The organism is Variovorax sp. Root473 (assembly GCF_001426505.1).
Classification (GTDB): domain Bacteria; phylum Pseudomonadota; class Gammaproteobacteria; order Burkholderiales; family Burkholderiaceae_C; genus Variovorax.
Genome location: NZ_LMEV01000017.1, coordinates 599359 through 612162, shown reverse-complemented (window position 1 = coordinate 612162; position 12804 = coordinate 599359). Strand labels below are relative to the sequence as shown.

Annotated in this window: 12 protein-coding genes; 4 read left to right on the top strand and 8 right to left on the bottom strand. The window is 69.2% G+C overall.

The annotated features are described in order from the left end of the window. Positions 1-86 precede the first annotated feature (86 nt). Positions 87-1016 carry a pca operon transcription factor PcaQ gene (gene pcaQ, locus ASD34_RS16185; protein WP_056579462.1) on the bottom strand — a complete coding sequence of 310 codons (930 nt, stop codon included), beginning with the start codon at positions 1014-1016 and terminating at the stop codon, positions 87-89. Between the two features lie 136 nt (positions 1017-1152). Between pcaQ and ASD34_RS16180 the strand changes: the two genes are divergently transcribed. After that, positions 1153-2166, top strand: a complete 1014-nt coding sequence (locus ASD34_RS16180; protein ID WP_056579460.1) for a Bug family tripartite tricarboxylate transporter substrate binding protein — start codon at positions 1153-1155, stop codon at positions 2164-2166. On the opposite strand, the gene ASD34_RS16175 is transcribed toward ASD34_RS16180, so the two are convergent. Then, a complete protein-coding gene (locus ASD34_RS16175) occupies positions 2138-2737 on the bottom strand; it encodes a MarR family winged helix-turn-helix transcriptional regulator (RefSeq protein ID WP_082548739.1) in 600 nt (199 codons plus the stop codon). The genes ASD34_RS16180 and ASD34_RS16175 overlap by 29 nt on opposite strands. Before the next feature lie 141 nt (positions 2738-2878). Here ASD34_RS16175 and ASD34_RS16170 point away from each other — a divergent pair, with 141 nt between their 5' ends. Genes ASD34_RS16170 through ASD34_RS16160 form a run of 3 tightly spaced genes read left to right on the top strand, consistent with a single transcriptional unit; the run spans position 2879 to position 6302 of the window. Beyond that, a complete protein-coding gene (locus ASD34_RS16170) occupies positions 2879-3883 on the top strand; it encodes a Bug family tripartite tricarboxylate transporter substrate binding protein (protein WP_056579457.1) in 1005 nt (334 codons plus the stop codon). 37 nt (positions 3884-3920) lie between these two features. Continuing rightward, complete coding sequence (locus ASD34_RS16165) at positions 3921-4946, top strand: Bug family tripartite tricarboxylate transporter substrate binding protein (RefSeq protein ID WP_414929879.1); 1026 nt, start codon at positions 3921-3923, stop codon at positions 4944-4946. Between the two features lie 21 nt (positions 4947-4967). After that, entirely contained in the window at positions 4968-6302 is a 1335-nt protein-coding gene (locus ASD34_RS16160; RefSeq protein WP_056579455.1) for a sulfatase, read from the top strand. A gap of 184 nt (positions 6303-6486) precedes the next feature. Here the strand turns inward: ASD34_RS16160 and ASD34_RS16155 are convergent, their stop codons facing one another. The 6 genes from ASD34_RS16155 to ASD34_RS16130 are packed head-to-tail and all read right to left on the bottom strand — an operon-like array spanning position 6487 to position 12774. After that, the gene (locus ASD34_RS16155; RefSeq protein ID WP_056579453.1) at positions 6487-7290 is read right to left on the bottom strand and encodes a crotonase/enoyl-CoA hydratase family protein; all 804 of its coding nucleotides are present in this window, start codon (positions 7288-7290) and stop codon (positions 6487-6489) included. A gap of 41 nt (positions 7291-7331) precedes the next feature. Then, on the bottom strand, positions 7332-8336 hold the full coding sequence (locus ASD34_RS16150) for an acyl-CoA dehydrogenase (protein WP_056579450.1): 1005 nt from the start codon (positions 8334-8336) through the stop codon (positions 7332-7334). 39 nt (positions 8337-8375) lie between these two features. Further along, on the bottom strand, positions 8376-9533 hold the full coding sequence (locus tag ASD34_RS16145) for an acyl-CoA dehydrogenase family protein (protein ID WP_056579448.1): 1158 nt from the start codon (positions 9531-9533) through the stop codon (positions 8376-8378). Further along, the gene (locus tag ASD34_RS16140) at positions 9530-10789 is read right to left on the bottom strand and encodes a CaiB/BaiF CoA transferase family protein (RefSeq protein WP_056579446.1); all 1260 of its coding nucleotides are present in this window, start codon (positions 10787-10789) and stop codon (positions 9530-9532) included. The genes ASD34_RS16145 and ASD34_RS16140 overlap by 4 nt, the downstream gene beginning before the upstream one ends. Further along, on the bottom strand, positions 10773-11756 hold the full coding sequence (locus ASD34_RS16135; protein WP_056579444.1) for a Bug family tripartite tricarboxylate transporter substrate binding protein: 984 nt from the start codon (positions 11754-11756) through the stop codon (positions 10773-10775). Before ASD34_RS16135 ends, ASD34_RS16140 begins: the two co-directional genes overlap by 17 nt. 19 nt (positions 11757-11775) lie before the next feature. Then, on the bottom strand, positions 11776-12774 hold the full coding sequence (locus ASD34_RS16130; RefSeq protein WP_056579442.1) for a tripartite tricarboxylate transporter substrate binding protein: 999 nt from the start codon (positions 12772-12774) through the stop codon (positions 11776-11778). Positions 12775-12804 lie beyond the last annotated feature (30 nt).

Here is a 12804-nt window from a genome sequence, read left to right as displayed (position 1 = left end):
CCGACCACGCCGAGGAAGTCGTTTCGAGCGCCAGCCGCGAGCAACTGCGGTTCGCCGCAATCCTGAAGAATCCGCGAAAAAATCCTTCAGCCGGCACGCGTGGCCGCAATGCCCCGGATGGTGTCCAGCAGCAGCCGCGCGCCCTCGCCCGTCTCGCTGCCGCGCCGCATGGTGATGCCCACGGGGCCTTCGGTGCTCGCCGTGTCGATGGCCACGCGCTTCAGCTCGCCGCGCGCCACGAAACCTTCCACCGCGCCCTGGGGCGCGAACCACACCGCGTCGGAGCGCTGCAGCAGGCCGACTGCAAAGCTGGTGTCGGTTGCTTCAACCAGCCGCGCCGGCAGGGCGAGGCCTTGCGCGATGAGGAAAGCGTCGGCCGTGTGCCGGATCAGCGTGCCCGACACCGGCAGCACCAGCGGATAGGCCGCCAGCGCGTCGAGCGTGGGCTTGCGCCGCGACGCCAGCGGATGGCCGGGTCGCACCACCAGCAGCAGCACCTCGCTGTACAGCTGCTCGAAGGCCAGGTCGGCCATGGCCGAGGCTTGCGCGAGCCGGCCGAGCACGAGATCGATTTCGCCCTGGCGCAGCTGCGTCATCAGCTGCGCGTTGGTGCCGCTCACCACGCGCACGCGCATCGCCGGGTGCGCCGCATGCAGCCGCGAGACCGCCTCGGGCAGCAGGTGCGCGGCCATGTTCGGCAAGGCGCCGACCACCACGCGCAGCTGGTCGGCCTCGGGCTGGTCCATCGCCAGGCCCAGGCCTTCGCGCAGGCCACGCAGCGCCGACACCGCATGCCGCACCAGCACCTCGGCCGCGGGCGTGAGCTCCACGCCGCGGCGGCGGCGCACCAGCAGCTGGCGCCCGACGATCTCTTCGAGTTCGGCCACCGTCTTCGACACCGCCGGTTGCGTGAGCGACAGCGCCCCGGCCGCGCGCACGAGGTTTCGCTCTTGCGCCACCATGACGAGACATTGCAGGTGGCGCATCTTCAGGCGCTCAAAGTTCATGGCTGACATGTGGTTCTCCTCGAAACCATTGGGGCGGTGTGCTTTCAAATATAACCAGAAGGAATAGCTGGCAGAAGAGAGTTCAGTTGTGCCGCGCCGCGCAGCCTTCTAGAGTGCCGTGGATACGGAGACAGACAAGGCAGCCATGACCACGATTTATTCCTCGACGATTTCCTCTTCCTTCGGCGCGCGCCGCCGCCTCACGCTCGCAGCCGCCTGCGCCGCGCTGGCCCTCGGCCTCGCCGCGCCCGCCGCGCAAGCCCAGGCGACGTACCCCGCCAAGCCCGTGAAGTTCCTCGTCAACTTCCCGGCCGGCGGCCCGCTGGACATCCTCGGGCGCGCGCTGGCCGATGCACTGCAGAAAGACCTGAAGCAGCCCTTCGTGGTCGACAACCGCCCCGGCGCGGGCGGCAACATCGGCGCCGACGCCGCGGCCAAGAGCCCCGCCGACGGCTACACCGTGCTGATAAGCATCGACAGCACCTTCACCATCAACCCGCACCTGTACGCGTCCATGCCCTTTGCGGCCAAAGACCTCAAGCCGCTGATGATCTTCAGCTCGTCGGGCCTGAGCTTCACCACCGCCGCGTCGGTGAAGGCAAGGACGCTGCCCGAGTTCATCACGCAGGCCAAGGCCGAACCCGCCACCTTCAGCTCGGCCGGCAACGGCAGCCCGGGCCACATTGCCGCCGAGATTTTCTCGGGTGCAACGGGCGCGAAGATCGTGCACGTGCCCTACAAGGGCAACGCTCCGGCCGTGATGGCCATGCTGGGCAACGAGGTGCAGGCCGGCATCGTCGCCACGCCCGGCGTGCTGCCGCACATCCAGGCCGGCAAGCTGCGCGCACTGGCCGTGACGGGCCGCCAGCGCGCGCCGCTGCTGCCCGAAGTGCCCACCGTGGGCGAGCTGGGCCTGAAGGACCTCGAGTTCGAAGTGCTCTACCTCGCCATGGTGCCGGCCGCCACGCCCGAGCCCGTGATGCAGACGCTGCGCCAGTCGCTGCACAAGGCGCTGGGCCTGCCCGAACTCAAGAGCCGCCTGGCCTCGCTCGACATGGTGGCGCTCGGCGAAACCGATGCGGCGGCCGCCACGCGCCTGGCCACGGCGCAGGCGCGCTACGGCCGTATCGTCAAGGCGACCGGGATGAAGGTGGACTGACGGCCTTGCCGCTGCGCGCCGTGCCCGTGTCCTTCTTGCCGTTGCTCGCTGCTGCAGCTGCCGCAGCCGCTGCGTGGCGCCCCCGGTCCGCCTTGGGCAGCACCGCCTGCGCCACCATGGTTTCGGCGTGCGCCTGCAGCCGGAGCAGCGCGTCGTCGAAACGCGCGGCGTCGCCCGCGTCGAGCGTGCCCATCAATTCGGCGTTGATGCGCGCCACCAGCGGGAACAGCTCGTCGTACAGCGCCTGCCCCGTCGGCGTGAGGCCCAGCCGCACCTGCCGCCGGTCGCCCGCCAGCGCCGTGCGCGTCACCAGCCGCTTGGCCACCAGCGAGCCCACCGCCTTCGAGGTGCGCGCGCGGTCGAGCTGTGCATGCTCGGCCAGTTGCGACGAGCCCAGTTCGCCCCGGCTGGCCAGCACCGCGATCAGGCGCCACTCGCGCCGCGTGATGCCGAAGCGGCCCTCGCACAGCCGGATCACCATGCTGCCCGCCACCGCGAGCAGGCGCGACAGCCGGTACAGCAGCAGGTCGTCCAGCGGGCGGCGCGGCGGATTGGCGGCGTCTTCGGTCATGGGGCGGGGTTTCGAAAGGCCGGGTAAATCCGGGCGATGGTTGATTTGATCAATCGAATGTAGCGTCTCCAGAATCGTCCGCAGCCGCGGCCAGCCGCCCGGCCCTTGCAGTACGCCGAACGAGACACGGAGACATTGACGATGCCCCAGCTTCCCGACCCGACCCGCCGCCGCACCCTGGCCACCCTTGGCGGGCTGGCCCTTGCGCCGCTTGCGCCTTTTGCCATGGCACAACAGCCGGCAGCCTTCACCCCCGGCCAGCCGATCAAGGTGCTCATCGGCGTGCCCGCCGGCGGCACGCAGGACGTGCTGACCCGCGCCATTGCCCACCAGGTGCGCGAGTCGCTCGGCCCGCTCATCATCGACAACCGCTCGGGCGCGGCCGGCCGCATTGCCGTGGAGGCCGTGAAGACCGCGGCGCCCGACGGCCACACCCTGCTGCTGGGCACCGCGAGCATGATGACCATGTTTCCCAGCGCCTACCGCAACCTGTCGTACGACCCGATCAGGGACTTCGTGCCGCTGGTGAACGCCGCGCGCTTCGAGCTGGCGCTCACCGTGCACAAGGACGTGCCCGCCAACACGCTGGCCGAGTTCATCACCTGGGCCAGGGCGCAGGGCGACAAGGTCAGCTTCGGTTCCTACGGCGCCGGCACGCCCTCGCACTTCCTGGGCGAAATGCTCAACCGCGCGGCCGGGCTGAAGATGACGCACGTGCCCTACCGCGGCTCCACGCCCGCGCGGCAGGACCTCATGGGCGGCACCGTGCCCGTGTACTTCGACACCATCGGCGGCGCGCAGCAGATGCTGCCCACCGGCCGCGTGAAAGTGCTGGCCACCAGCGGCGACAAGCGCTCGCCGCTCATGCCGCAGTTGCCCAGCTTCGTCGAGAGCGGCTACAAGGACGTGGTGGCCACCGCCTGGTTCGCCTACTACGCGCCGCTGAAGACGCCGCCCGCCACCGCCGAGAAACTGCGCGCCGAAATCATCCGTGCCGTGAACTCGCGCGACGTGCGCCAGCAACTGCTGCAGAACGGCATGTACCCCGTGGGCGACGGCCCCGAGGCGCTCGTGAAGACCATGCGCGAAGACACCGCCCGCTGGGCCGGCATCATGAAAGCCGTGAACTTCCAGGCCAACGACTGACCGACCGATCCACCGATCGACCCCAAGGACACCCTTCATGATCTCGCGCACCCTCTTCGCTTCTTCCGCTTCCTTCACCCCCACGCGTCGCCGCCTCGCCGCCTTGCTGGCCATGGCCGGCATCGCGGCGGCCCTTGCCGCTCCCCACCTCGCACGCGCACAGGCCCAAGCCACACTCGACAGCCCGCTGCGCATCGTCGTCGGCTACGCGCCCGGCGGCGCCACCGACCGCGTGGCGCGCATCGTCGGCGACAAGCTCACCGCCAAACTCGGCGTGCCCGTCATCGTCGAGAACAAGCCCGGCGCAGGCGGCCGCCTGGCCGCGCAGCAGGCCAGGGCCACGCCCGCCGGCCAGAACGTGCTGATGCTCGCCAACCCCGCCGTGATGGTCGTGGCGCCGCTCGTCTTCAAGGACAACGGCTACGACGCCGAGCGCGACTTCGTGCCTGTGTCGCACGTCAACGCCTACGACTTTGCGCTGGCCGTGTCGCCCACCCTGCCCGTGCGCGAGCTGAACCACTTGCTCGCATGGATGCGCGCCAACCCGCAGCAGGCCAACGTGGGCGTGCCCGCCACCGGCAGCCTGCCGCACTTCTTCGGCCTCATGGTCGGCGACAAGGCCAAGGTGCAAACGCAAGTGGTGGGCTACCGTGGCTCTGCGCCGTTGCTCAACGACCTGATCGGCGGCCAGGTGCCCATTGCCGTCGACACCGAAGACGTCGTGCTGCCGCAGCACACTGCCGGCAAGCTGCGCATCCTGGCGCTGTCGGGCGAAAAACGCTCGCCCTTCGCGCCCACCATTCCGACCTTCAAGGAAGCCGGCCTCGACCTCGCCGCCACCGGCTGGAACACCTTCTTCGCGCCGGCCAGCATGCCCAAGGAGAAGGTCGAACGCCTGGCCACCACCATCCACGCCGTGATGCAGGACCCCGACACCCAACGCAAGTTCAAGGACGCCGGCATGACGCCGGTGGTGAGCACCCAGGCGCAGACCGCCGCGATGCTCAAGGCCTACAAGGCGCAGTGGGCACCGGTCGTGCAGAAGTCCGGTTATCAGCCCTGATCGACAACTCTCCCGCGACCTATGACGACACACAGCAGCACCCGCCCCAACATCATCTTCATCGTGGCCGACGACCTCGGCTATGCCGACCTCGGCTGCTACGGCGGGCGCGATGCGCCGTTCGGCCGCGTGTCGCCCGTGCTCGATGGCCTGGCTGCCAACGGCCTGAAGCTCACGCAGGGCTACTCGAACTCCCCCGTGTGCTCGCCCACGCGCTTCGCGATGATCACCGCGCGCTACCAGTACCGCCTGCGCGGCGCGGCCGAAGAGCCCATCAACAGCCGAAGCCGCGGCAGCACCACGCTGGGCCTGCCCACCGAGCACCCCACCCTGCCCTCGCTGCTCAAAGACAGCGGCTACAAGACCGCGCTCATCGGCAAGTGGCACCTGGGCTATCCGCCCACCTTCGGCCCGCTGCGCTCGGGGTATGAAGAATTCTTCGGCCCCATGTCGGGCGGTGTCGACTACTTCACGCATTGCGACTCGGCCGGCCGCCACGACCTCTGGTACGGCGAAGAAGAGCACAAGGACGACGAGGGCTACCTGACTGACGTGCTGTCCAGGCGCGCCGTCGACTACGTCGAGCGCATGGCAGCGCAAGAGGCGCCCTTCTTCCTGAGCCTGCACTACACCGCCCCCCACTGGCCGTGGGAAACCCGCGACGACGCCGACAAGGCGCCGCTCGTGAAGGACAACCTGTTCGACCTGTCGGGCGGCAACATCCACGTGTACCGCCGCATGATCCATCACATGGACGAGGGCATCGGCTGGATCATGGCCGCGCTCGAAAAGCACGGCATGGCCGACAACACGCTCGTCGTGTTCACGAGCGACAACGGCGGCGAACGCTTCTCGGACAACTGGCCGCTGGTCGGCGGCAAGATGGACTTGACCGAAGGCGGCATCCGCGTGCCATGGATCGCGCACTGGCCGAAGGTGATCGCCAAGGGCAGCGAGAGCACCCAGCTGTGCATGACCATGGACTGGTCGGCCACCATGCTCGACGCCGCCGGCGTGAAGGGCGACGCAGCCTACCCACTCGATGGCGTGTCGCTGATGCCCGTGCTCAAAGACGCCGCCCAAACCTTCCGCCGCCCCCTGCACTGGCGCATGAACCACCGCGGCCAGGAAGCCATGCGCGACGGCGACTGGAAGTACCTGAAGGTCGACGGCAACGAGTACCTGTTCAACATCCCGGCCGATGAGCGCGAACGCGCGAACCTGGGGAAGAAGGAGCCGCAGCGGCTGGAGGCGATGCGCACGCAGTGGCAGGCGTGGAATGCGACGATGCCGGCGATTCCCGAGGACGCGACGGTGAGCCTTGGCTATTCGGTGAAGGACATGCCGCAGAGGTGAGCTTCTCAGCGGTCACGCGTTTTGATTTATTCGACTTGTCGTAGCTGGGCTGCGACAGGTCGGAACAAACGAAATCCTTTCACGGGGTTTGTCGACCGCTACAGCGGGCCGTCTTGTCGCGGGCATTGGGGGCCCGGCGAAGAAGAAGCAAAGAAGAAAAAAAAAGCTGGCCGGGACGCGGCCTTCAGTCGTTGCCGAACACGGGCTTGCGCTTTTCCACGAACGCGCGCACGGCCTCGCGGTGGTCGCCGGTCATGTGGGCAATGGCCTGGTAGCCGGCCGACATTTCGAGCAGCGACTCGAGGGTGCTGCGCTCGCCCTCGCGCAGCAGCCGCTTGGTCATGCGCAGCACGCCGCCGGGGTTGGCGGCGATGCGGGCGGCAAGTCGCAGGCTTTCTTCGAGCAGTTGCTCGTGGGGCACGACGCGCGAGACGAGGCCGCAGGCCAGCGCCTCCTGCGCGCTCAGCGCGTCACCGGTGAAGGCCATCTCTGACGCCTTCGACATGCCGACCACGCGCGGCAGCAGCCAGGCGCCGCCGTCGCCGGGCACGATGCCGACCTTGACGAAGCTCTCGGCAAAGGTCGCCTTCTCCGACGCGATGCGGATGTCGCACATGCAGGTGAGGTCGAGCCCCGCGCCGACGGCGGGGCCGTTGACGGCGGCGATCACGGGCACGTCGAGGTTGTAGAGCGCCTTGGGCAGGCGCTGGATGCCGTTGCGGTATTCCTCGCGGATCACTTCGGGCGACAGGCCCTCTTTCTCGTAGCGCTGCATGTCTTTCACGTTGCCACCCGAGCTGAACACGGGGCCTTCGCCGGTGAGCACGACGACGCGGATGCTGCGGTCGCGCGTGATGTCGGCGCAGGCCTGCACGATCTCGTCGACGGCGGTGTTGCCGGTGAGCGCGTTGCGCGTCGCGGGCTGGCTCATGGTGAGCGTGAGGATGGCGCCGTCGCGCGTGGTCTTCAGGAACGGGGCGGTGGTCATGCGGAATCTCCTTGGGTGTCTGATGGTCGTCGTTCGGGCGCTCACGCGGGATCGGTGGTGGCGCGGATGAGGTCGAGCGCAAGGCCGTCGCGGCGGTCGACCAGCTCGGTGCCCACCACGTCGTGCCAGTACGACTCGGAGCCGCCGGCCTGGCGCCAGGCGTGCAGGCGGCGGGTGTACATCTGCAGGTCGAACTCTTCGGTGAAGCCGATGGCGCCGTGAATGGAGTGGCTCAGTCCGGCCACTTCGAGCGCGGCCTCGCTGGCGCGGGCCTTGGCGATGGCGGCGCGCAGGCGGTCGGGTCGCGCGCCCGAGCAGCCGATCTGCGCGGCCATGCGGGCCGCGAAGGCATGTTCCGAGATGACGCTGAGCTGGTGCTGGATCGCCTGGAACTTGCCGATGGGCCGGCCGAACTGCTGGCGGTCGTTGGCGTACTGCAGCGTGCGCGTGAACACGGCCATGAGCGCGCCCGCAAGCTGCGCGGCGAGCAAGACGGCCTGCAGCACGCGCACCTCGACGTCGATCGGCACGGGCTGCGCGGCAGCTTGTGCGGCCGGGGGCCACGACAGGGTGGCGTCGAGGCTGCCCACGGCGGCGCTGGCGGTGGCCGCATCGACAGGCAACAGCACGGCGTGCGTGGCGTCGATGCCGGCAAACACCCAGTCGGCCACGCGGCCACCGCTGACGCGGTCGCACACGAAGGTGCCGTCGCCCGCGCGCCGCGCAGTGGCAAGCGCGATGCTGCCTTCGGGGCGGCGCAGGCCGGCCTGGGCGAGCAGCGCACGTGCGAGCATGGTTTCGGGCAGCGGCACGGGCACGACGAAGTGGCCGCACAGTTCGATGAGTGCAAAGGCGTCGCCGAGCGACAGGCCGGCACCGCCTTCGGACTCGGGCAGCAGCGCGTCCGCAAAGCCGGAGGCTTCGATGGCCTCCCACAGCGGCGCGGCCGGGGCGTGGCCTTCGCCAGCTTCAATGTCGCGCACGGTCTGCAGGGTGCAGCGGTCGGTCAGCACGCCGCGCAGGGCGTCGATGTAGATGTCATCCATCTCTTCGTCTCTTTTCTTTCTTCTTGCGGTGGGGCCGCTTCAGCGCAGTCCAAGGCCGCGCGCGATCATTCCGCGCAGGATGTCGCGCGTGCCGCCGCGCAGCGAAAACGAGGGCGCAACCTGGGTGACGTAGTCGAGGGTGCGCAGCAGTTCGAGCGGAATGTCCTGCCCTTCGCGCGCGCTGAGGTCGTCGGCAATGGCCGCCGGAATGAGCTGCTCGACGCCGGTGCCGAGGTCTTTCACCAGGGCGGCTTCGACGATGGGGCTGCCGCCCTGCGCGACCTTCTCGGTCACGGCGAGCGACATGGCGCGCAGCGGTGCGAGCTGGCTCAGGATCTTGCCGGCCAGCCGCACCGACGCGGGCGTGCGGCCGGCGTCGGTGCGCACGAAGGCGAGCCATTCGTCGAACAGCACGATGCTCGAGAACAAGCGCTCGGGGCCGCTGCGTTCAAAGGCGAGCTCGGCGGTCACCTGCTCCCAGCCCTTGCCTTCTTCGCCGATGAGGGCGTCGGGGGCGAGCTGTACGTTGTCGAAGAAGACCTCGCAGAAGTGCGAGTCGCCCGAGAGGTCGGCAATGGGCCGCACGGTGACGCCCGGCAGGCTCAGGTCGACGATGAGTTGCGACAGGCCCTTGTGGCGGTCCTGCGGCTCTCCCGAGGTGCGCACGAGCGCGATCATGTACTGGCAGTGGTGGGCGTTGGTGGTCCAGATCTTCTGGCCGTTGAGCGTCCAGCCGCTGGCCGTGCGGGTGGCGCGGGTGCGCACGCTGGCCAGGTCGGAGCCGGCATTGGGCTCGCTCATGCCGATGCAGAAGAACGACTCGCCGCGGCAGATGGGCGGCAGGTAGAAGCGCTTTTGCGCCTCGGTGCCGTACTTGAGGATGAGCGGGCCGCTCTGGCGGTCGGCGATCCAGTGCGAGCCGACGGGTGCGCCGAAGTTGAGAAACTCCTCGACGAGCACGTAGCGCGCGAAGGCGCTGCGGCCGCCCCCGCCGTACTCGGCGGGCAAGGTGATGCCGAGCCAGCCGCGCCGGCCGAGTTCGCGGCTGAAGGCGCTGTCGTAGCCCGACCACGACTTGGCGCGAATGTGCGCGGGCACCTTGGCGAGCGCCTCGGAAAGAAAGGCCCGCACGGGCGCGCGCAGCGCCTCGTCTTCGGGTGGGATCGCCGTCATCGACAGCGACGTCAAAGCGCTCATGCCACGACTCCTTGTTTGATCAGTTCTTCAATCGCCTCGGGCCCGAGGCCCATCACTTCGGCGAGCACGTCCCGCGTGTCCTGCCCGAGCAGCGGCGGCGCACGGCGGTAGGCCACGGGGGTCTGCGACAGCTTGAGCGGGCTGGCCACGAGCGGGATGTCGCCGGCCACGGGGTGCGTCATGTGGATCTGCGTGCCGCGTGCGCGCACCTGCGGGTCGGCGAACACGTCGGCGATGGTGTTGATGGGACCGCAGGGCACGCCGACACGCTCGAACAGCGCAATCCACTCGGCAGTGGGCCGGGTGACGGTGAGCGCGCGCATCAGCGCGATGAGTTCGGTGCGGTGTGCGATACGGTCGGCGTTGGTCTTGAAGCGCGTGTCGTCGGCCCATTCGGCATGGCCGGCCGCGCGGCAGAAGTTGCCGAACTGGCCGTCGTTGCCGATGGCCAGGATCATGAAGCCGTCTTGCGTGGGAAAGTCCTGGTAGGGCACGGTGTTGGGGTGGGCGTTGCCCATGCGCCGCGGCTCGCCGCCGTACAGGTGGTTCATGCCCTGGTTGGCGAGGCAGGCGACCTGCACGTCGAGCAGCGCCAGATCGATGTGCTGGCCCACGCCGGTGATGTCGCGCGACTGCAGCGCGGCCAGGATGGCGGTGCTGGCGTACAGGCCGGTGAGGATGTCGGTGAGCGCCACGCCCACCTTCACCGGGCCGGCGCCCTCTTCGCCATCGGCGCGGCCGGTGATGCTCATGAGGCCGCCCATGCCCTGCATGAGGAAGTCGTAGCCGGCGCGCTCGGCATACGGGCCGGTCTGGCCGAAGCCGGTGATGGAGCAATACACGAGGCGCGGGTTCAGGGCCAGCAGCGAGGCGTGGTCGAGCCCGTACTGCGCGAGGCTGCCGACCTTGAAGTTCTCGACCACCACGTCGCAGCGTGCGGCCAGATCGCGCACCAGCGCCTGGCCGGCGGGCGTGGTGAAGTCGACGGCCACCGAGCGCTTGTTGCGGTTGGCACAGAGGTAGTAGGCGGAGTCGCGGGTATCGGCGCCTTCGCGGTCTTTCAAGAACGGCGGCCCCCACAAGCGGGTGTCGTCGCCGCGCCCGGGGCGCTCGAGCTTGATGACCTCGGCGCCCAAGTCGCCCAGGGTCTGGCTGGCCCAGGGGCCGGCCAGCACGCGCGAGAGGTCGAGCACGCGGATGTGCGAGAGCGCACCCGCGGCGGGCGCTCCGGCCGCCTTCTTATTGCTGTTCGACATTGGCCTTCACCGCGATGCGTTTCCACAGCTGGATTTCCGCGGCCTGAAAGGCGCGCATTTCCTCGGGCCCGCCGCGCATGACTTCGGCGCCAATGCGCTCGTAGAACTCGCGCGTTTCGGGCAGCGTCTCGATCTTGGTGAGCAGCGCGGCGAGCTTGTCGGTCTCGGCCTTGGGCGTCTTGGCCGACACCATGGCGCCGACCCAGGTGTAGGCCGCAAAGCCCGGCAGGCCAGCCTCGGCGGCGGTGGGCACGTGGGGCAGCGCGGGCAGGCGCTTGTCGGCCGCCACCGCGAGCGCGTGCACCTTGCCCGACTTGGCCAGCTCCTGCGCACTGGTGATCTCGGCAAAGGCCAGGTCGACGGTGCTCGACACCACGGCCACGAGCGCTTCGCTCGCGCCCTTGAAGGGCACGTGGCGGGTCTGCACCTTGGCGGCGTCGTTGAACAGCTCGGCCATGAGCTGGTAGCCGGCCGAGCCCGCGCCGTAGTTGAGCGCGCCGGGCCTGGCCTTGGCGCCGGCCATCAGCTCGGGCAGGGTCTTGTAGGGCGACGGGCCGGGCACGACGATGAGTGCGGGCGAACGCATCATCATCGTGAGCGGTGCCAACTCGGTGACGGGGTCGTAGGGCAGCGACTTGAACAGCGCCACGTTCACGGCCAGCGTGGAGTTGCTGCCCACGAACACGGTGTAGCCGTCGGCCGGCGCGGCGAGCACGGCCTTCACGGCAATGAAACCGTTGGCGCCGGGCTTGTTCTCGACGACCACGGGCTGGCCGGTGAGTTCGGTGAGCTTGCGCCCGAAGTAGCGCGCCGAGGTGTCGGTGCCGCTGCCCGGCGGGAACGGCACGACGAACTTGATGGGCTTGGACGGAAACTCCTGCGCGGCGACGGGCGCGGCGCCGAACGCGGCGATGCCCAGGGCGAACAGCGGCGCGGCGAACGCGAGGCGATGAAAGTGGGTGCGCATGGCGATGGCTCCTTTGCGTTCAGTCGAGCGTCACGCCCGTGGCCTTGACCACGCCGGCCCAGCGCGCCAGCTCCTTTTTCACGTAGGCGCCGTACTCCTTGGGCGTGGAGCCCAGCGGCTCGGCGCCCTGCAGTGCGAGGCGCTCGCGCACGTCGGGTGACTTGAGCGCCTTGACGATCTCGGCATTGAGGCGATCGACCACGGCCTGCGGCGTGCCGGCCGGCACCATCACGCCCTGCCACGCGCCCACCTCGAAACCGGGCATGCCCGACTCGGCGAGCGTGGGCACGTCGGGGAACATCGACATGCGCTTGGCGGTGGTCACGGCGAGCATCTTCAGGCGCTTGTCGCGCACGAAGCCCATGACCGAATTGACGGTGTCGGTCATGAACTGGATCTGGTTGCCGACGAGGTCGACGTCGGCCGGTGCGCTGCCCTTGTAGGGCACGTGGGTGGCGTCGATGCCGTTGGCCTGCACGAACTGGAACGCGCCCAGGTGCGTGACGTTGCCGTTGCCCGCCGAGCCGTACGACAGCTTGCCGGGGTGGGCCTTGGCGTAGGCGACGAACTCCTTCACGGTGCTGGCCGGCACCGTGGGGTGCGTGACCAGTGCGAGCGGCACCACGGCCACGAGCGCCACCGGGGCGAAGTCTTTCTGCACGTCGTACGACACGCTCTTGTAGAGCGCAGGGCTCAGCGCGATCGACGAGGTGTTGTAGAGCACGGTGTAGCCGTCGGCCGGCGCCTTGGCGACCAGCTGCGCGCCGATGTTGCCGTTGGCGCCGCCGCGGTTGTCCACCAGCACGGGCTGGCCGAGCTGCTCGGCGAGCTTTTGCGCGAGCACGCGCGCCACGAGGTCGGTGGGCCCGCCGGGCGGGAACGGCACGACCATGGTGATGGGCTTGGCCGGATAGGCGGCGCCCTGGGCGAAGGCGGCCGGGGCGGCGAAGGCCAGGCCCAATGCGGCGCCCGCGAGGGCGCGTCGCGTGAAACGCGTGAAGGAATAGGAAGCGGGCATGTCTTGTCTCCGTTGGTGTTTATGGATGGC

Excerpts from the sequence above, each read along its gene's own strand:
- ASD34_RS16180 (WP_056579460.1), top strand. The coding sequence starts at position 1,153 with ATGACCACGATTTATTCCTCGACGATTTCCTCTTCCTTCGGCGCGCGC.
- ASD34_RS16145 (WP_056579448.1), bottom strand. The coding sequence starts at position 9,533 with ATGAGCGCTTTGACGTCGCTGTCGATGACGGCGATCCCACCCGAAGAC.
- ASD34_RS16165 (WP_414929879.1), top strand. The coding sequence starts at position 3,921 with ATGATCTCGCGCACCCTCTTCGCTTCTTCCGCTTCCTTCACCCCCACG.
- ASD34_RS16135 (WP_056579444.1), bottom strand. The coding sequence starts at position 11,756 with ATGCGCACCCACTTTCATCGCCTCGCGTTCGCCGCGCCGCTGTTCGCC.
- ASD34_RS16130 (WP_056579442.1), bottom strand. The coding sequence starts at position 12,774 with ATGCCCGCTTCCTATTCCTTCACGCGTTTCACGCGACGCGCCCTCGCG.
- ASD34_RS16175 (WP_082548739.1), bottom strand. The coding sequence starts at position 2,737 with ATGACCGAAGACGCCGCCAATCCGCCGCGCCGCCCGCTGGACGACCTG.
- ASD34_RS16150 (WP_056579450.1), bottom strand. The coding sequence starts at position 8,336 with ATGGATGACATCTACATCGACGCCCTGCGCGGCGTGCTGACCGACCGC.
- ASD34_RS16170 (WP_056579457.1), top strand. The coding sequence starts at position 2,879 with ATGCCCCAGCTTCCCGACCCGACCCGCCGCCGCACCCTGGCCACCCTT.
- ASD34_RS16155 (WP_056579453.1), bottom strand. The coding sequence starts at position 7,290 with ATGACCACCGCCCCGTTCCTGAAGACCACGCGCGACGGCGCCATCCTC.
- pcaQ (WP_056579462.1), bottom strand. The coding sequence starts at position 1,016 with ATGTCAGCCATGAACTTTGAGCGCCTGAAGATGCGCCACCTGCAATGT.
- ASD34_RS16160 (WP_056579455.1), top strand. The coding sequence starts at position 4,968 with ATGACGACACACAGCAGCACCCGCCCCAACATCATCTTCATCGTGGCC.
- ASD34_RS16140 (WP_056579446.1), bottom strand. The coding sequence starts at position 10,789 with ATGTCGAACAGCAATAAGAAGGCGGCCGGAGCGCCCGCCGCGGGTGCG.